Genomic DNA, 17,749 nt, shown 5'->3' on the forward strand with positions numbered 1-17,749 from the left:
CGATGACCCGCGCGTCGAAACCCCAGCTCTGGTTCCTCACCGGGAGCCAGGCCCTCTACGGCGAGGAAACCCTCGAACAGGTCGCCGGCCAGTCCCTGCGGATCCAGCAGCTCCTGGCCGCCTCCGGCGGGCTCCCGGCCGAGATCGTCGGCAAGCCGGTGCTGACCGAGTCCGCGTCGATCCGCCGCGTCCTGCAGGAAGCCAACTCCGACGCCGCGTGCGTCGGCGTGATCGCGTGGATGCACACCTTCTCGCCCGCGAAGATGTGGATCACCGGGCTGGACGCGCTGCGCAAGCCGCTGCTGCACCTGCACACCCAGCTCAACGAAGCCCTGCCGTGGTCGACCATCGACATGGACTTCATGAACCTCAACCAGGCCGCGCACGGCGACCGCGAGTTCGGGTTCATCCAGACCCGCCTCGGCGTCCCGCGCAAGACCGTCGCCGGCCACGTGTCGGACCCGGCCGTCGTCGCGCGGATCGACGCGTGGGCACGCGCCGCGATCGGCGCCGACCACCTGCGCAACCTCCGGCTGGCCCGGTTCGGCGACAACATGCGCGACGTCGCCGTCACCGAAGGGGACAAGGTCGAAGCCGAGCTGCGGTTCGGCGTCTCCGTCAACACCTACGGCGTGAACGACCTGGTCGAAGCCGTCGACTCGGTGTCCGATGTGGACTCGCTCGTGGCGCAGTACGCCCAGGACTACGACGTCGTCCCGGACCTGGCGGCCGGGGGAGCGCGGCACGAGTCGCTGCGGTACGCCGCGAAGATCGAAGCCGGGCTGCGGAAGTTCCTCACCGACGGCGGGTTCGGCGCGTTCACGACGAACTTCGAGGACCTGGGCGGCCTGCGCCAGCTGCCCGGGCTCGCGGTCCAGCGGCTGATGGCCGACGGCTACGGCTTCGGCGGCGAGGGCGACTGGAAGACCTCGGCGCTGCTGGCCGCGGTCAAGGCGATGGGCGTCGGGTCCGACCGGGGCACGTCGTTCATGGAGGACTACACCTACCACTTCGGGCCGGGCACGCCGAAGATCCTCGGCGCCCACATGCTCGAAGTCTGCCCGAGCATCGCCGCCGCGAAGCCGTCGTGCGAGATCCACGCGCTGGGCATCGGCGGCCGCGAGGACCCGGTCCGGCTGGTGTTCGACGCGGCACCCGGCCCCGGCGTCACCCTCGGCCTGGTCGACCTCGGCGACCGGTTCCGCCTGGTGGCCAACGAGATCGAGGTCGTCGAGCCGGACGAGCCGCTGCCGAACCTGCCGGTGGCGCGGGCGGTCTGGGAGCCGGCGCCGTCGCTGTCGACGTCCGCGGAGTCGTGGATCACCGCGGGCGGCCCGCACCACACCGTGCTCACCCAGGCCGTCAGCACGGAATCCCTTCGCGACTTCGCGAACCTGCTCGGCGTCGAGCTGCTGGTGATCGACTCCGACACCACGCCGCACGGCTTCGCCGACCGCATCCGCTGGAACCAGGCCTACCACCGGCTCGCCCAGGGTTTCTGAGAAAGGAAAACGGAACAATGAAGTTCACCAGAGGAATCGCGGCGCTCGCGGCCGCGGGGCTCGCGCTCACGCTGTCGGCGTGCGGCTCGAGCCAGAAGACGGCGGACCAGGCGGCCCCGTCCGGCACGAGCGCGGCGGGCGGCCTGGTCGGTGTCACGATGCCGACGAAGTCGTCGGAGCGCTGGATCCACGACGGCGACAACATCAAGTCGGCGCTGGAGAAGCTCGGGTACAAGGTCGACCTCCAGTACGCCGAGAACGACATCCCCACCCAGGTGAACCAGATCGAGAACCAGATCACCAAGGGCGCCAAGCTCCTGGTCATCGCCTCGATCGACGGCACCGCCATCACCACCCAGCTGCAGGAGGCGGCCGACCGCAAGATCCCGGTCATCGCCTACGACCGGCTGATCCGCAACTCGCCGAACGTCGACTACTACGCCACGTTCGACAACTTCAAGGTCGGCGTGGAGCAGGCGAACTCGCTGGTCAAGGGCCTGGGCACCGGGCCGGGGCCGTTCAACGTCGAGCTGTTCGCCGGTTCCCCGGACGACAACAACGCGACCTTCTTCTTCAACGGCGCGATGTCCGTCCTGAAGCCCCTGATCGACAGCGGCAAGCTGGTCGTCAAGAGCGGGCAGACCGACTTCGCCCGCGCGGCCATCCTGCGCTGGGACCCGGCCACCGCGCAGCGGCGCATGGAGGACCTGCTCACCAAGACCTACACCGGTGGCGCGAAGGTCGCGGGCGTGCTCTCGCCGTACGACGGCCTGTCGATCGGCATCCTGTCGGCGCTGAAGAGCAACGGCTACGGCACCGCCGGCCAGCCCTACCCGATCGTCACCGGGCAGGACGCCGAGGTCGCCTCGGTCAAGTCGATCATCGCCGGTGAGCAGTACTCGACGGTCTTCAAGGACACCCGCAAGCTCGCCGACACCACCGTCAAGATGGCCGACTCCGTCCTCAAGGGACAGAAGCCCGAGGTCAACAACACCACCGACTACGACAACGGCAAGAAGGTCGTCCCGTCCTACCTGCTGCAGCCGGTGACCGTGGACAAGTCGAACTACCAGAAGGAACTGGTCGACTCGGGCTACTACACGGCAGGTCAGCTGAAATGACCGAACTACTCGGCATGCGCGGGATCACCAAGACCTTCCCCGGGGTCAAGGCGCTGTCCGACGTCACGCTTTCCGTGCGCCAGGGGGAGATCCACGCGATCTGCGGGGAGAACGGCGCCGGGAAGTCCACCCTGATGAAGGTGCTCTCGGGCGTCTACCCGCACGGGACGTACGACGGCGAGATCACCTTCGACGGGCAGCGGTGCGAGTTCGGGTCGGTGCGCGACAGCGAGCGGCGCGGGATCGTGATCATCCACCAGGAACTCGCGCTGTGCGGCCAGTTGTCGATCGCGGAGAACATCTTCCTCGGCAACGAACAGCACAAGCGGGGCTGGATCGACTGGAACCGCACCAACCACGAGGCCGGCGCGCTGCTCAAGCGCGTCGGCCTCGCCGAAAACGCCACGCGGGCGGTGCAGGAGCTCGGCGTCGGCAAGCAGCAGCTCGTCGAGATCGCCAAGGCGCTGTCCAAGGAGGTGAAGCTGCTCATCCTCGACGAGCCCACCGCGGCGCTCAACGACGACGACTCGGCCCACCTGCTCGAGCTGCTGCGCGGGCTGCGCGACGAGGGCGTCACCTGCGTGATCATCTCGCACAAGCTGGGCGAGGTGACCGCGATCGCCGACACCGTCACGATCCTGCGCGACGGCAAGACGATCGAGACGCTGGACGCGGCGGGGCTGACCGAGGAACGCATCATCACCGGCATGGTCGGCCGCGACCTCGAGCACCGGTTCCCGCCCCGGGAACCGGACATCGGCGAAGAGGTGCTGCGGATCGAGGACTGGACCGTGCACAGCCCGACCCAGGCGGGCCGGGTGATCGTCGACAACGCGTCGCTCTCGCTGCGGCGCGGGGAGATCGTCGGGCTGGCCGGGCTGATGGGCGCGGGCCGCACCGAGCTCGCGATGAGCGTGTTCGGCCGGTCCTACGGCAAGGACATCTCCGGGCGGATCGTCAAGCACGGGAAGGAGATCGACGTCCGGTCCGTGCAGGACGCCGTCCGCCACGGCATCGCCTACGCCACCGAGGACCGGAAGCGCTACGGGCTCAACCTGATCGAGGACATCCAGCGCAACGTGTCCGCGGCCGGGCTGGGCAAGCTGGCGAAGCGGGGGTGGGTGAACGAGCACGCCGAGCACGACACGGCCGCCCGCTACCACCGCGACCTGCGGATCAAGGCGCCGTCCGTGCGCAGCGTGACCGGGAAGCTCTCCGGCGGCAACCAGCAGAAGGTCGTGCTGGCCAAGTGGATCTTCACCGACCCGGACGTGCTGATCCTCGACGAGCCGACGCGCGGCATCGACGTCGGCGCGAAGTTCGAGATCTACACGATCATCAACGAGCTGGCCGCGCAGGGGAAGGCCGTGCTGGTCATCTCCTCCGAGCTGCCGGAGCTGCTCGGGCTCTGCGACCGGATCTACGCGCTGTCGGCGGGCCGGATCACCGGTGAGGCGACCCGCGAACAAGCCACCCAGGAACTGCTCATGCAGTACATGACGAAGGAACGGGAATGACCACGACCGAAGCGCGGCCGGCCGCGCCCCCGGTTGAGCGCTCCAAGCGGAGGATCTCGATCAACCCGCGCCAGAGCGGCATCTACGTCGCGTTCGCGCTGATCGTGGTGCTGTTCGAGGTGCTCACCGGCGGCGCGCTGCTGGAACCGCAGAACATCTCCAACATCATCGTGCAGAACAGCTACGTGCTGATCCTCGCGATCGGGATGATCCTGGTGATCATCTCCGGGCACATCGACCTGTCCGCCGGGTCCGTCGTCGCGATGACCGGCGCGGTGTCGGCGGTGCTGATGGTGAACTCGCAGATGCCGTGGTTCTGGGCGGTGCTGATCACCCTCGCCGTCGGCGCGGTCATCGGCGCGTGGCAGGGCTACTGGGTCGCCTACTTCGGCATCCCGGCGTTCATCGTGACGCTCGCCGGCATGCTGGCGTTCCGGGCGCTGACCCTGACCGTGCTGGGCAACCAGGGCATCGGCCCGTTCCCGGACGCGATCCGCACGCTGTCCAACGGCTTCACCGACGGGTACCTCGGCAACATCGGCCTCGGCCCGCTCGGCGGCGCCGACCTGGTGTCGCTGCTGGCCGGCGTGGCCGCGGTGGCCGGCATCGTGTTCACGCAGTGGCGCAAGCGGATGGGCAGGCTGGGCTACGGCCAGGACGTCGACCCGTTCGCGGTCTTCGTGCTGAAGCTCGCCGGGATCGCGGTGCTGGTGATGGCGCTGGTCGTGCAGCTCGCGCGGTTCAAGAACCTGCCGTGGGTGCTGATCCTGCTGGCGGCGCTGGTGCTCGGCTACTCGCTCGTGGCCGGGAAGTCGGTGTTCGGCAGGCACATCTACGCCGTCGGCGGCAACCTGCAGGCGGCGACGCTCTCGGGCGTCAAGGTCAAGCAGGTGACGTTCTGGATCTTCGTCAACATGGGCGTGCTGGCCGCGCTCGCGGGGGTCATCTTCGCCGGCCGGCTCAACCAGGCGGGCCCGACGGCGGGCGTCAACTTCGAGCTCGACGCGATCGCGGCGGCGTTCATCGGCGGCGCGGCCGTGCAGGGCGGCGTCGGCAAGGTGGTCGGCGCGATCACCGGCGGCCTGATCATGGCGGTCATCAACAACGGGATGTCCCTGATCGGCGCGCCGAGCGAGCGGGTGATGCTGGTGAAGGGCGTCGTGCTGCTGGCGGCCGTGGCGTACGACATCTGGACGAAACGCCGCGCGGCTTCCTGAGTCCGGCATCGAAAAGGGGCTTTCCCGTTCGACGGGAAAGCCCCTTTCCTTTTCGAAGTTCTCGAATTGCTTGACCGGGTGGTAACGGGACCTTCATAGTGCTGGTGAATCCCTCACCGTGGAGGCCTTCCCCATGCGCAAAGTCGTGCGTTCCCTTGTGGTTTCCCTGACCGTGGCCGCTTCCGTGGCCGGTTCTACAGGTGTGGCAACAGCTGCGACGTGGTCGTCTTCGGACAAATGGGCGACCTGGTCCAATGGCGGGTACACGATCCGCAACGACGTCTGGGGCAGTGGTGCCGGCCCGCAGACCATCTGGGCGAATTCGTATTCCAACTGGGGTGTGTGGTCGGATCAGCCGAACACGGGTGGCGTGAAGTCGTACCCGCATTCGGCGAAGAACGTCGGCAAGAAGCTGAGCGCGCTCGGAAAGGTGTCGAGCAGCTTCTCGGTGAACCGTCCCGGCAGCGGCGCCTACGAGACGGCGTACGACATCTGGGCGGACAACAACGCCTACGAAATCATGCTGTGGATGAACAAGCAGGGCGCAGTCGGTCCGCTCGGCACCAAGCAGACCACGGCGACGGTCGGCGGCCACACCTGGGACGTCTACCAGGGATCGAACGGGTCGAACGCGGTCTTCTCGTTCGTGCGGACGTCGAACACCAACGCGGGGACGGTCGACGTCCTGGCGGTGCTGAACTGGATCCGCGCCCGCGGGTGGTTCGGCGACGTGACGCTCGGCGAAGTCCAGTTCGGCTTCGAGATCACCTCGTCCGCCGGTGGACTGGACTTCGCCGCGAACAGCTATTCGGTCACGTCGTCCTGAATCACTGCCGGCAGGTACGGCCGGTGTTGATGCAGTTGACCACCTGGTTCATCAGGCGCTGGCCCATGACGTTGGCGAAGTCGTCGTGGTCCGAGCGCGGGTTGTGGCTCTCCTGCGGGAAGGCGTCCACTTTGTACTGACCCTTCACCTGGATGTCGTGCGGGATGTCGTAGACCAGCTTGATGACCAGCTGCGGCACGTTCTTGAAGCCCTGCGGGCACTTGCCCTGCTGGTCGGCGAACACGATGTGCGTGCGGTGGTTGGCGCTGTCGATGTTCTTGCCGTCCCAGCAGTTCGGGAACGCGTGGATCCGCTCGACCCGGCTGTTCGGCGGGCAGATCGGGTAGTGGTCGGTCAGCCGGTCCTCGAAGCCGGTGCACGTCCAGCTGGGGCGGGCGTTGGCCGGGCCGTTGGTGCTCTGCTTGGCGTCGCCGTAGAGGATGCGGAGGAACTGCGGCATCGCGACGACCTTCTTCGCGCCGCCGCTGGTGAACGTGATGGTCGCCGAGCGGACGCGCTGGATCTCGCCGTCGTTGCCGGCCAGCTCGTTCTTGTCGTTGACGCCCGGCAGCTCGGCCGCCTGGCCGCCGCTGTTCTGACCGCCGTTGTCGAGCCCGCCCTGGCCGTTCTGCTTGAGCACGCACGCCGCGAGCCCGCCCAGGTTCGTCGGCTTGGCCGCCCGGCGGCCGATCGCGATGGCGATCCGGTCGATGGTCGCGGCCCGCTTGTCCTTGAGCGGGCCGACGACGGCGTTCTGGACGTCCTGCGGCGTCTTGAGGTCGCCGTTCGCGATCCGCGCGTTCGCCTCGTCGATCTGCTTGTCGAGCAGGTCGAGGTTGCGGTTCACCTCGTCCATGGCCTGGTCGGGGACGTCGGGGAGCTTGCTGGCGACGTCCGGGCAGTCGACCTGGGTGCTCGCCTTGTCCTTCGCGCTGCCGGCGCGGTCCGGCTGCGTCGCGGGCGGGTTCGCCTCCGCCTCGCCGGTGTCGATCCGGACGACGGGCCAGAAGTACGCGGACTTGTCGCCGTTCTTGCAGGTGGTGCCGGCCTTCGCGAGGCTCTTGTTGTTCGAATCGGCGTTCGTCGACAGGTTGCCGACGTAGTCGTGCAAGTGCTGCGCGCCGTTGCGGACACCGGGCTGTGCGATGAAGTTGTCGGGGTTGAAGTGCTGGTTTTCGTTGCGGCCGCAGTCGACGGTGAACGTGCCGCGCGCGCCTTGTCTCTGCAGCGCTTTGTTCACGTTAACACCACTGGGAACCTTGGCGATGTCGAGAAAGAACGACGGGTCGGCCTCGTCGGCGCTGGCCTCGCCGGTGCGCCCGGCGGTGGTCGCGACGACGATGCCGCCGACGGCGAGCGCGAGCGCGAGACCGCCGGTCGCGATCTTCGTGCGGCGGGTGATGCGATGCCTGCCCGTGGCGGGAGTGCGGGTGGTTTTCCGGGCCATGGTCACCTCGTTCGGTTTTCCGGGCGCGCTGGAAACAGCTGCGTGCCCGGTGGGAGACGCGCGGAACCCGGGGGAGTGCCACCGCGTCCGGGGCACTGGTTCCGGCATTGGCAGAAACGGCTCCTGTCGGAGGCCGGTTCAAGCGTGGAATCGCGCGTTACCGTTTCGTTATTTATGGAAGGTGAACAAAGTTCACGTCTGGTGGTGTGATCGCTAACATCGAGGCATGCCCGGCACCCTCGGCGTGATCGCGACCGGCACGACCGCGTCCGGACCGCTGCTGCACGGCCTCCGCGTGGCCGCCCGCGAGCAGGGGTATGCGCTGAACGTCTTCAGCGTCCCGGGTCCCGGCGACGCGGCGGTGTCGGCCGCGGTGGCGGGGCTGCGGCTGCAGGGCGTGGCGGGGATCGTCGTGCTCGACGGGAGCCTGGTCCCGGACCGCGCCCCGATCCCGCTCGTCCCGGCCGCCTTGACCGACCAGTACGCGGGCGCGCGCCGCGCCACCGAGCACCTGTTGGAGCTCGGCCACCTGACGGTCTGGCACCTCGGCGGCCCGGAAGACGGCCCGGCGGCCCGTGCCCGCGAACGCGGCTGGCGCGAAACACTGGAGCGCCACGGCGCCGAGGTTCCCCCGGTGGTCCGCGGCGACTGGACGGCACGGTCCGGCTACCGCGCGGGCCAGTCCCTGGCCGCCGAACCCGGCGTGCAGGCGGTGTTCTCGGCCAACGACCACATGGCACTGGGGTTGCTCGCGGCGTTCACCGAAGCGGGCGTGCGAGTCCCTCGTGACGCCCACGTGGTCGGCTTCGACGACGTCCCCGAGGCGGCGTACTTCGCCCCGCCGCTGACGACCGTCCGGCAGGATTTCGTGGCGGCGGGCCGCCAGACGCTGGCTGCTTTGGTGGCCCGGATCGAGGGTGTCGCGGCTCCGGTGCGGGGGACGGTCGAGGGGGAGCTGGTGGTGCGGGAGAGCAGCCGCTGCCTGCGGGCGGGCTAGTGTCGTGCGTCCGAGGTTCGTTGACAGCGGCCCACTGATGCGCCCCAATGTGGCGTTGGTTGCGTTGGACGCACCGAACGCCACATTGGGTGCGTTGGACGCACCGAACGCCACATTGGGGCGCTCGTTCCGAACGTGGAAGGCAACTTGCGACGCGCGACACTAGAGCGTGAGCCGGTCGCCCAGTTCGCGGATGTGGCCGGGGTTCCCGCAGGCCAGGTCCAGCTGACGGCGCCGTTCCGCGACGAACGCCCGCCCCAGCCCGGTCCGGTCCGAAGTGGACATCGCCCGCCGCAGGTCGTTCAGCAGTCCGCGTTCCTCGCCGCGCACGTGCGCGTCCACGACGTTTTCCAGCTGCGGCAACGCCTTCTCGAAGTCCTCGCTCTCCAGGACGGCCAGAAGGTCTTCGGCGAACGGGATCCCCGGCGAGTCCGGGCGGACGATGCGCTCGGTCGCCGTCGCGTGGGCGACCAGCAACGCCGCCAGCTCCGCCACCAGTGCCTCGCGGTCGGCTTCGGTGTTGCGGAGGTCGCGCAGCAGCTGCTCGAAGCGGCGGTGGTCGGCCAGCAGCACCTCGACCAGGTCGGACCCGGGTGCGGCGGCGACCGGGCCCGGGCGCATCCAGCCGAACGTCAGCTCCACCGCCTGGCGCCAGTGGCCGTACTCCGACGCGCGGCGGGCCGGGTCCATCGCCGGGAGCCACTGGCCGGCGCGGTGCCAGTTGCGGCGCAGGCCCTCCAGGTCCGGCCAGTACCCGACGGACAGCCCGGCCGCGTAGGCCGCGCCGAGGGACACCGTCTCCGCCACCATCGGGCGGACCACCGGGACGTCGAGGACGTCGGCGATGAACTGCATCAGCAGGTTGTCGGCGGTCATCCCACCGTCGACCTTCAGCGACGAGAGCGCCAGCCCGGAGTCCGCGTTCATCGCGTCGACGACCTCGCGGGTCTGCCAGCCGGTCGCCTCCAGCACCGCGCGCGCCAGGTGGCCCTTCGTGATGTACGACGTCAGGCCGGCGATCACGCCGCGGGCCTCGCTGTGCCAGTGCGGGGCGAACAGCCCGGAGAACGCGGGCACGATGTAGCAGCCGCCGTTGTCCTCGACCGTGCGGGCGAGGGTCTCGATCTCGGGCGCGCTGCCGATCAGCTCCAGGCCGTCGCGGAACCACTGCACCAGCGACCCGGTGACGGCGATCGAGCCTTCGAGGGCGTACACCGCGGGCTCGTCGCCGATCTTGAAGCCGACTGTGGTGAGCATGCCGTGGGTGGACAGCACCGGCGTCGGACCGGTGTTGAGCAGCAGGAAGCTGCCGGTGCCGTAGGTGCACTTCGCCTCGCCGGGCGCGAAGCACGTCTGGCCGAACAGCGCGGCCTGCTGGTCGCCCAGCGCCGCCGCGATGCGGATGCCGGGAACCACGCGCGAAGTGGTGCCGTAGACCTCGGTGGAGGACCGGATCTCCGGCAGCATCGCGCGCGGGACGTCGAAGAAGTCGAGCAGCTCGTCGTCCCAGCTGAGCGTGCGCAGGTTCATCAGCATGGTGCGCGAGGCGTTCGTGACGTCGGTGACGTGCACGCCGCCCTCGGCGCCGCCGGTGAGGTTCCAGATCAGCCAGCTCTCGATGGTCCCGAAGAGGACGTCGCCGCGCTCGGCGCGCTCGCGCAGGCCGGGGGTGCGGTCGAGCAGCCAGCGGACGCGCGGCGCGGAGAAGTACGTCGCCAGCGGCAGCCCGCACAGCTGCCGCACGCGGTCGGCGCCGGGCTCGCGGGCGAGCTGTTCGAGCATGGCGTCGGTGCGGGTGTCCTGCCAGACGATGGCCCGCCCGACCGGGTTGCCGGTCCGCCGGTCCCACAGCACGGTGGTCTCGCGCTGGTTGGCGATCCCGAGCCCGACGACCTGCTCCGCGCTCGCCCCGGCGTCGGCCAGTGCCTGCGGCACGATCCGGGAGACGTTCCGCCAGATCTCGACGGCGTCGTGCTCGACCCACCCGGGGCGCGGGAAGTGCTGCTGGTGTTCGCGCTGCACGACCGAGACGAGCCGGCCGCGGGCGTCGAACAGGATGCACCGGGTGGAGGTGGTGCCCTGGTCGATGGACATCACGTACCGCTGGACCACGTGCTCACCTCCTTCACCACCGGGACGCGCCCAGGTCCCGCGACACCGCACGCGCCGCGTCGCGGACGTGGCCCAGCAGCCGCGGGCTCGGGCTGCCGTCCGGCTCGCAGATCCGCTCCACCGCGCCGGTCACCCCGATCGCGCCGACCACGATGCCGCCGTGGCCGCGGATCGGGGCCGCGATACCGGCCTCGCCGGAGATCATCTCGCCGTTCTCCGCCGCCCAGCCCGCCTCACGTACCTTCGCACACGCGCGCTTGATCGCCGTCTGGGTGACCAGCGTGCGGCGCGTGTACGGCTCCGGGTCCGCCTTCAGCGTCGTGTCGTAGGCCAGCAGCACCTTGCCCAGCGCCGTCGCGTGCAGCGGCAGCAGCGTGCCGACGTCGAGGGTCTGCAGGCTGTCGTCCGGGCGGAACACGTGGTGCACCACCAGCACCCGGCCCTCCAGCGGCGCGCCGATCCGGACGGCCTCGCCGCTGCGCGCCGCCAGCGCGTCCGCCCAGTTGATCGCCCGCGACCGCAGCTCGTTGACGTCGAGGTAGCTCGTGCCCAGGTGCAGCAGCGCCGCGCCGAGCTGGTACTTGCCCGTGTCGCGGTCCTGCTCGACGAACCCGACGCCCTGCAGCGTCCGCAGGATCCCGTGCGCCGTGCCCTTCGCCAGCTCCAGCGACTCCGCGATCTCGCCGACGCCCAGGCGGCCCGAACCGCGCGCCAGCAACCGCAGGATCGCGGCGGCGCGCTCGATGGACTGGATCGGACCGGGCACGGCGCGACCTTAACCTGACCGGCCCCGATTCGACAATGTCGAACATCCACATCGGCCGTTCGACAATGCCGACCGCCGTGCGTTGACCACCCCGAAACCCGAACTTAACTTTCATCCACCAGTAGGGGGACAAGGTCCTTTGTGGAGGAAAGCAATGGTGCGAAACCTCAAGGCCCGCGGGCTCGGCGGCGAGATGGCCGCCGAGTTCGTGGGAACGATGATCCTCATCCTGTTCGGGTGCGGGGTGGTGGCGCAGGTCGCCGCCGCGGGCATCGGGGACCACGACAGCATCGCCTGGGCCTGGGGGCTCGGCGTCACGCTCGGTGTTTACGTCGCTTCGCGGATCAGCGGCGCGCACCTGAACCCGGCCGTGACCATCGCGCTCGCGGTGTTCAAGGGCTTCGAGTGGCGCAAGGTCGCCCCCTACGCCCTCGCGCAGACCGCCGGTGCGTTCCTCGCCGCGATGCTGGTGCGCTGGAACTACACCGAGGTGCTCAACGCCAAGGACCCCGGCCTCACGATCAAGACCCAGGGCGTCTTCTCCACCCTGCCGGGCAACGGCACGCTCCCGGTCGGCGACTGGGGCGCCTTCCGCGACCAGATCATCGGCACCGCGATCCTGCTGATCGTCCTGTTCGCCATCACCGACCTGCGCAACACCTCGCCGGGCGCGAACCTCGCCCCGGTCGTCGTCGGCTTCCTCGTCGTCGCCATCGGCATGGCCTGGGGCACCAACGCCGGCTACGCGATCAACCCCGCCCGCGACTTCGGCCCGCGCCTGGCGTCCTGGCTGACCGGCTACGACACGGCGTGGTCCGACCAGTACGGCTTCCCCTACTGGTGGATCCCGATCGTCGGGCCGATCATCGGCGCCCTCGTCGGCGGCGCGATCTACAAGTACCTGATCGAGCGCTTCCTGCCCACCGGGGACCCGCTCGACGCCATGCCCGCCAAGGACCTCGAGCCCGCCAACTGAGTTGAGGAGAACCCCGATGCCAGACTACGTCGGCGCCGTTGACCAGGGCACCACGAGCACCCGCTTCATGATCTTCGACCACGGCGGCAACGAAATCGCCCGCCACCAGCTCGAACACGAGCAGATCCTGCCCAAGCCGGGCTGGGTCGAGCACGACGCCACCGAGATCTGGGAACGCACCCGCTCGGTCATCGCGACCGCGCTCAACAAGGCCAACCTGACCCACGGCGACCTGGCCGCGCTGGGCATCACCAACCAGCGCGAGACCACCGTCGTGTGGAACCGGCGCACCGGCCGCCCGTACGGCAACGCGATCGTCTGGCAGGACACCCGCACCGACCGGATCGCCTCCGCGCTCGAGCGCGAGGGCAAGGGCGACACCATCCGCCGCAAGGCCGGCCTCCCGCCCGCGACGTACTTCTCCGGCGGCAAGCTGCAGTGGATCCTCGAGAACGTCGACGGCGTGCGCGAGGACGCGGAGAAGGGCGACGCGCTCTTCGGCACCACCGACTCGTGGCTCATCTGGAACCTGACCGGCGGAGTGGACGGCGGCGTGCACGTCACCGACCCGACCAACGCGTCGCGCACCATGCTGATGGACCTCGAAACCCTCGACTGGGACGACGAACTGCTGTCGTTCTTCAACGTCCCCCGCTCGATGCTGCCGGCCATCCGGCCCTCGTCGAACCCGGGCTTCTTCGGCACCACCCGCGCCGACGGCCCGCTCGGCGGCGAGGTCGCCATCACCGGCGTCCTCGGCGACCAGCAGGCGGCCACCGTCGGCCAGGTCTGCTTCCGGCCCGGCGAGGCCAAGAACACCTACGGCACCGGCAACTTCCTGCTCCTCAACACCGGCCACGAGCTGGTGCGCTCCCAGCACGGCCTGCTGACGACGCTCTGCTACCAGTTCGGCGACGAGAAGCCGGTCTACGCGCTGGAGGGCTCGATCGCCGTCACCGGCTCGGCCGTGCAGTGGCTGCGCGACCAGCTGGGCATCATCAGCGGCGCTGCGCAGAGCGAAAGCCTGGCCCGCCAGGTCGAGGACAACGGCGGCGTCTACTTCGTCCCGGCGTTCTCCGGCCTGTTCGCGCCGTACTGGCGCTCCGACGCGCGCGGCGCGATCGTCGGGCTCACCCGCGCCACGACGAACGCCCACATCGCGCGGGCCACCCTGGAAGCGATCTGCTACCAGACCCGCGACGTCGTCGAGGCCATGCAGAACGACTCCGGCGTCACGCTCGACGTGCTGCGGGTCGACGGCGGCGTCACCGCCAACGAGCTGTGCATGCAGCTGCAGGCGGACATCCTCGGCGTGCCGGTGTCGAAGCCGGTCGTCGCCGAGACCACCGCGCTCGGGGCCGCCTACGCGGCCGGGCTGGCCGTCGGCTTCTGGCGGTCGACCGACGAGCTCGAGCAGAACTGGAACGAAGACAAGCGCTGGACGCCGTCGTGGAGCGACGAGCAGCGCGCCGAGGGCTACGCGGGCTGGCAGAAAGCCGTCGGCCGCACGCTCGACTGGGTCGATGTGGAGTGAGGATCCGATGAAGAGGAGTTCGGTGGAAGCCGTGCCGCTGTCCCCGCTGTACCGCGCGGAGACGTTGAAGAAGCTGGCGCGCGAAGAGGTCGACGTGCTGGTCGTCGGCGGGGGAGTGACCGGGGCCGGCGTCGCGCTCGACGCCGCGTCCCGGGGGCTGTCGACCGCGCTGGTCGAGGCCCGCGACTTCGCCGCCGGCACGTCCAGCCGGTCGTCGAAGCTGATCCACGGCGGACTGCGCTACCTGGAGCAGCTCGACTTCAAGCTGGTGCGCGAGGCGCTGAAGGAGCGCGGGCTGCTGCTGCAGAAGCTGGCCCCGCACCTGGTGCGGCCGGTGAAGTTCCTGGTGCCGCTCCAGCACCGGGTGTGGGAGCGCGGGTACATCGGCGCCGGCGTCACGCTGTACGACACGCTCGGCGGCGCCCGCGCGCTGCCGCGGCACCGGCACCTGTCCAAGCGCGGTGCGTTCAAGGCGGCGCCGGGCCTGGCCGACGACGCGCTGATCGGCGCGATCCAGTACTACGACGCCCAGGTCGACGACGCCCGCCACACGATGACGATCGCGCGGACGGCGGCCGAGCAGGGCGCTTCGGTGCTGACGCGGGCCCGCGTGACGTCGCTGCTGCGCGACGGCGACCGGGTGGTCGGCGCCAAGGTCGTCGACCGCGAGAGCGGGATCGAGTTCGAGATCCGCGCTCGCACGGTGGTCGCCGCGACGGGCGTGTGGAGCGACGACATGGCGGCGGCGGCCGGCATTCCCGCGCCGTTCACCGTCCGGGCGTCGAAGGGCATCCACCTGGTGGTGCCGCGGGAGAAGATCGACCTCGACACCGGGCTGATCCTGCGCACGGAGAAGAGCGTGCTCTTCGTGATCCCGTGGGGCCGGCACTGGATCGTCGGCACCACCGACACCGAGTGGGATCTCGACCGCGAGCACCCGGCGGCGAGCCGCGCGGACGTCGACTACGTGCTGGAGCACCTCAACAAGGTGCTGCGGACGCCGGTGACGCACGACGACATCGAAGGCGTGTACGCGGGTCTGCGGCCGCTGCTCGCGGCGAAGGCGGCCGCGACGACGAAGCTGTCGCGCGAACACGCGGTGGCGCACCCGGTGCCGGGCCTGGTGATCGTGGCCGGCGGCAAGTACACGACGTACCGGGTGATGGCCGCGGACGCGGTCGACGTGGTGGTCGAGGACGTCGGCCGCCCGGCCCCGCCGTCGTGGACCGACCGGCTCCCGATCGTCGGCGCGGACGGCTACCACGAGCTGTGGGACGACCGCTTCGCCGTCGCTTCGCGGGCGGGCCTGACCGTGCCGCAGGTGGAGCACCTGCTGCAGCGGTACGGCACGCGGATCTGGAACCTGCTGGACCTGATCCGCGACGATCCTTCGCTGGCGTCACCGATTCCGGGTGCTTCGGAGTACCTGCGCGCGGAGGCCGTGTATGCGGCTTCGCACGAAGGCGCGCTGCACCTGGAGGACGTCCTGACCCGCCGCACGCGCATCTCGATCGAGGAGCGCGACCGCGGCGTGACGGCGGCGCCCGAAGTGGCCGCGCTGATGGCCCCGGTGCTGGGCTGGGACGCGCCGCGGACCGAGCGCGAGGTGGCGAACTACCTCGCGCGGGTCGAGGCGGAACGCTCGGCGCAGGAGGCCCCGGACGACGAGGCGGCGAACGCCACCCGCCTCGCGGCACCGGCGCTTTTGCCGGGCTGACTCAACCGATCGCCGCCGCCGCGCGTGGACCCCCCGGAACCCACCCGACAGGGGAGGAGCAGGGGATGTTCAGAGGTGTTCTCGCGACGGCGGCGGCGATGACGGTGCTCGCCGCGGTCCCGGCGAGTGCGGACGAGGTGACCGGGCCGATCGACCTCGGCACGCTGCCCGGCGGGCTGACCAGCTCGGGACTGCTGGTGACGAACCACGGCACGGTGTTCGGCGAGGCCTACGACAAGGCGTTCGACGTGCACGGCGCCCGCTGGGACGCGGCCGGCCGGATCAGCGAGCTGCGGCCGCTGGACGGCTACAGCACGGTGAAAGCCACCGCGCTCAGCGAGGCGGGCGTGGCGGTCGGGGACTCGACCAACCACGTCACGACCGGGCGGGCCACCCGCTGGGACGCCTCCGGCGTGCCGGTGGAGCTGGAACAGCCGACCGGGTTCCCCGGCTACGCGTGGTCCACGCCGGTCGCGGTCAACGAGAGCGGCATGGTCGCCGGGACCGCCTACGGCGCGCCCGGTCCGGACGCCGCGGTGCGGTGGGACAGCCAGGGCACGGTCACCGTGCTCGGCCTCGGCCGGGTCCGGGCGATGAACGACGCGGGCGCGGTGATCAGCGAGACGACGTACTGGGACCCCGCGGGCACCGTCGTCGCGCTGACCGACGGCGGTTCCCTGCACGACATCGACAACGCCGGCACCGTGGTCGGCAGCACCGGCGGCCACGCGGCCAAGTGGGACTCGACGGGCCGGCCCACGGTCCTCGACACCACCTGGGAGGCCAGCGAAGCGCTGGCCATCGCCGCCGACGGGACGATCGTCGGCGAGGTGCGCGACAAGGACGCCACCACGCGGATCGCGCGCTGGGACCCGGCGGGCACGCTCACCGTGCTCGCGGACGGCGCGGACAGCCGGTTCACGGCCGTGAGCCCGTCGGGCGCGGTGCTCGGGCAGCTCGACGCGGGGACGCCGGTGGTGTGGGACCGGGCCGGCCGGGTGCTGCGGCTGCCGGTGCCCGAGGGCGGGATCTGCTTCGCGAAGGGGCTGAACGACTGGGAGGTCACGGGGTCGTGTTCGGTGCCCGGCCAGAACTCCCACGCGGTGCTGTGGCGCTTCGGGGAGCCGGTCGGCAACCAAGCTCGGTGAGCACGTAGCGGGCGTTGGCGGAGATGACCGGGTTGGTGTGGCGGTAGTAGGGCAGCTGGATCACCGCCATCGACAGCGCGCGGCCCCGGCCGCGGGCCCAGGTCGCGTCGTCCCCGCCGACCTCGTCGCGGAAGGTGCCGCGGGTGTCCGCGGTCAGCAGGTTCCACGCCGGGATCAGGTCGGCCGCCGGGTCGCCGGCACCCGCGGTCGCCCAGTCGAGGACGCCGCTGAGGCGGCCGTCGCGCAGCAGGAGGTTGCTCGGCATCAGGTCCCCGTGCAGCCGGCACGGCGGCCCGGTCCACTGCGGAGCTTCGAGCGCCTCGGCCCAGACGGCGAGGGCCGCCTCCGCGTCGAACGGCTCGCCGGTGCCGCGCAGCTCTTCGATCGCCCGGCGGGTGGCCGTGTCCACATCGGACAGGGGCTTCCCGCGGCGCGTCGGGGGACCGTCCGGCGGGTGCGCCCGCAGCGCACGCACGAACTCCGCCAGGTCGCGGGCCGGCGCGAGGTGGCCTTCGCGGGCCGGTGTGCCGTCGAGCCAGCCGTGCACCGCCCACCGCCACGGGTAGCCCTCGGCCGGCTCGCCGACCGCGACGACGGCCGGGACCGCCACCGGCAGCTCGCCGAGGGTGGCGAGGGCTCGGCGTTCCTTCGCGATGTCGCCGGCGCCGCCCGCGGTGAGCGGCAGCCGGACGGTCAGGGAACCGTCCAGGCGGTACACCGCGTTGACCGTGCCGCCGGACGCCAACGGAGTGAGGGGCAGGCCGGCCCACCGGGGGAACTGGCCGTCGACGAGCCGCCGGACCAGCGCGGTGTCGATCGCGTGCTCGTCGGCGTGCATCCGGGCCATGCGTCCAGCGAACCACCGACGT

14 protein-coding genes are annotated in these 17,749 nt (G+C 70.5%); 10 read left to right on the plus strand and 4 right to left on the minus strand.

Annotation, left to right across the window (positions count from 1 at the left end; all coding sequences use genetic code 11):
- Window positions 1-2: 2 nt before the first annotated feature.
- The 5 genes from araA (at window position 3) to EIY87_RS41530 (ending at window position 6,183) form a co-directional block, all read left to right on the plus strand.
- Window positions 3-1,502, plus strand: coding sequence for an L-arabinose isomerase (gene araA / locus EIY87_RS41510; protein ID WP_125315441.1), 1,500 nt, complete (start codon window positions 3-5; stop codon window positions 1,500-1,502).
- A 17-nt stretch (window positions 1,503-1,519) separates the two neighbouring features.
- The gene (chvE, locus tag EIY87_RS41515; RefSeq protein WP_125315442.1) at window positions 1,520-2,623 is read left to right on the plus strand and encodes a multiple monosaccharide ABC transporter substrate-binding protein; all 1,104 of its coding nucleotides are present in this window, start codon (window positions 1,520-1,522) and stop codon (window positions 2,621-2,623) included.
- Complete coding sequence (gene mmsA / locus EIY87_RS41520; RefSeq protein ID WP_125315443.1) at window positions 2,620-4,140, plus strand: multiple monosaccharide ABC transporter ATP-binding protein; 1,521 nt, start codon at window positions 2,620-2,622, stop codon at window positions 4,138-4,140. Before chvE ends, mmsA begins: the two co-directional genes overlap by 4 nt.
- Window positions 4,137-5,357, plus strand: a complete 1,221-nt coding sequence (mmsB, locus tag EIY87_RS41525) for a multiple monosaccharide ABC transporter permease (protein ID WP_125315444.1) — start codon at window positions 4,137-4,139, stop codon at window positions 5,355-5,357. The genes mmsA and mmsB overlap by 4 nt, the downstream gene beginning before the upstream one ends.
- Window positions 5,358-5,490: 133 nt before the next feature.
- Window positions 5,491-6,183, plus strand: coding sequence for a glycoside hydrolase family 12 protein (locus tag EIY87_RS41530; RefSeq protein WP_125315445.1), 693 nt, complete (start codon window positions 5,491-5,493; stop codon window positions 6,181-6,183).
- Between the two features lies 1 nt (window position 6,184).
- Here the strand turns inward: EIY87_RS41530 and EIY87_RS41535 are convergent, their stop codons facing one another.
- The gene (locus EIY87_RS41535) at window positions 6,185-7,630 is read right to left on the minus strand and encodes a DUF1996 domain-containing protein (protein WP_125315446.1); all 1,446 of its coding nucleotides are present in this window, start codon (window positions 7,628-7,630) and stop codon (window positions 6,185-6,187) included.
- Between the two features lie 226 nt (window positions 7,631-7,856).
- Between EIY87_RS41535 and EIY87_RS41540 the strand changes: the two genes are divergently transcribed.
- Entirely contained in the window at window positions 7,857-8,627 is a 771-nt protein-coding gene (locus tag EIY87_RS41540; protein WP_125315447.1) for a substrate-binding domain-containing protein, read from the plus strand.
- A gap of 162 nt (window positions 8,628-8,789) precedes the next feature.
- Here the strand turns inward: EIY87_RS41540 and glpK (EIY87_RS41545) are convergent, their stop codons facing one another.
- Together glpK (EIY87_RS41545) and EIY87_RS41550 are read right to left on the minus strand one after the other, a co-directional pair.
- Window positions 8,790-10,739 (minus strand): glycerol kinase GlpK, encoded by a 1,950-nt coding sequence (glpK, locus tag EIY87_RS41545; protein ID WP_125315448.1) that lies wholly within the window; start codon window positions 10,737-10,739, stop codon window positions 8,790-8,792.
- A 13-nt stretch (window positions 10,740-10,752) separates the two neighbouring features.
- Window positions 10,753-11,505, minus strand: coding sequence for an IclR family transcriptional regulator (locus tag EIY87_RS41550; protein WP_125315449.1), 753 nt, complete (start codon window positions 11,503-11,505; stop codon window positions 10,753-10,755).
- Between the two features lie 154 nt (window positions 11,506-11,659).
- Here EIY87_RS41550 and EIY87_RS41555 point away from each other — a divergent pair, with 154 nt between their 5' ends.
- The 4 genes from EIY87_RS41555 to EIY87_RS41570 all read left to right on the plus strand — a co-directional run bounded on the left by EIY87_RS41555 (window position 11,660) and on the right by EIY87_RS41570 (window position 16,880).
- Window positions 11,660-12,481, plus strand: coding sequence for an MIP/aquaporin family protein (locus tag EIY87_RS41555; protein ID WP_125315450.1), 822 nt, complete (start codon window positions 11,660-11,662; stop codon window positions 12,479-12,481).
- Window positions 12,482-12,497: 16 nt separating this feature from the next.
- Entirely contained in the window at window positions 12,498-14,015 is a 1,518-nt protein-coding gene (gene glpK, locus EIY87_RS41560) for a glycerol kinase GlpK (RefSeq protein WP_125315451.1), read from the plus strand.
- 7 nt (window positions 14,016-14,022) lie between these two features.
- Window positions 14,023-15,732: a glycerol-3-phosphate dehydrogenase/oxidase gene (locus EIY87_RS41565; protein ID WP_125315452.1), complete on the plus strand. Its 1,710-nt coding sequence runs from the start codon at window positions 14,023-14,025 to the stop codon at window positions 15,730-15,732.
- A gap of 65 nt (window positions 15,733-15,797) precedes the next feature.
- The gene (locus EIY87_RS41570) at window positions 15,798-16,880 is read left to right on the plus strand and encodes a hypothetical protein (RefSeq protein ID WP_125315453.1); all 1,083 of its coding nucleotides are present in this window, start codon (window positions 15,798-15,800) and stop codon (window positions 16,878-16,880) included.
- On the opposite strand, the gene EIY87_RS41575 is transcribed toward EIY87_RS41570, so the two are convergent.
- Window positions 16,795-17,727 (minus strand): aminoglycoside phosphotransferase family protein, encoded by a 933-nt coding sequence (locus EIY87_RS41575; RefSeq protein WP_125315454.1) that lies wholly within the window; start codon window positions 17,725-17,727, stop codon window positions 16,795-16,797. The genes EIY87_RS41570 and EIY87_RS41575 overlap by 86 nt on opposite strands.
- Between the last annotated feature and the right edge of the window lie 22 nt (window positions 17,728-17,749).

It is taken from the genome of Amycolatopsis eburnea, assembly GCF_003937945.1.
Lineage (GTDB): Bacteria > Actinomycetota > Actinomycetes > Mycobacteriales > Pseudonocardiaceae > Amycolatopsis > Amycolatopsis eburnea.

What these genes read in the sequence shown, in the direction of transcription:
- araA (WP_125315441.1), top strand. Translation starts at nt 3, where the DNA reads ATGACCCGCGCGTCGAAACCCCAGCTCTGGTTCCTCACCGGGAGCCAG.
- chvE (WP_125315442.1), top strand. Translation starts at nt 1,520, where the DNA reads ATGAAGTTCACCAGAGGAATCGCGGCGCTCGCGGCCGCGGGGCTCGCG.
- mmsA (WP_125315443.1), top strand. Translation starts at nt 2,620, where the DNA reads ATGACCGAACTACTCGGCATGCGCGGGATCACCAAGACCTTCCCCGGG.
- mmsB (WP_125315444.1), top strand. Translation starts at nt 4,137, where the DNA reads ATGACCACGACCGAAGCGCGGCCGGCCGCGCCCCCGGTTGAGCGCTCC.
- EIY87_RS41530 (WP_125315445.1), top strand. Translation starts at nt 5,491, where the DNA reads ATGCGCAAAGTCGTGCGTTCCCTTGTGGTTTCCCTGACCGTGGCCGCT.
- EIY87_RS41535 (WP_125315446.1), bottom strand. Translation starts at nt 7,630, where the DNA reads ATGGCCCGGAAAACCACCCGCACTCCCGCCACGGGCAGGCATCGCATC.
- EIY87_RS41540 (WP_125315447.1), top strand. Translation starts at nt 7,857, where the DNA reads ATGCCCGGCACCCTCGGCGTGATCGCGACCGGCACGACCGCGTCCGGA.
- EIY87_RS41555 (WP_125315450.1), top strand. Translation starts at nt 11,660, where the DNA reads ATGGTGCGAAACCTCAAGGCCCGCGGGCTCGGCGGCGAGATGGCCGCC.
- glpK (WP_125315451.1), top strand. Translation starts at nt 12,498, where the DNA reads ATGCCAGACTACGTCGGCGCCGTTGACCAGGGCACCACGAGCACCCGC.
- EIY87_RS41565 (WP_125315452.1), top strand. Translation starts at nt 14,023, where the DNA reads ATGAAGAGGAGTTCGGTGGAAGCCGTGCCGCTGTCCCCGCTGTACCGC.
- EIY87_RS41570 (WP_125315453.1), top strand. Translation starts at nt 15,798, where the DNA reads ATGTTCAGAGGTGTTCTCGCGACGGCGGCGGCGATGACGGTGCTCGCC.
- EIY87_RS41575 (WP_125315454.1), bottom strand. Translation starts at nt 17,727, where the DNA reads ATGGCCCGGATGCACGCCGACGAGCACGCGATCGACACCGCGCTGGTC.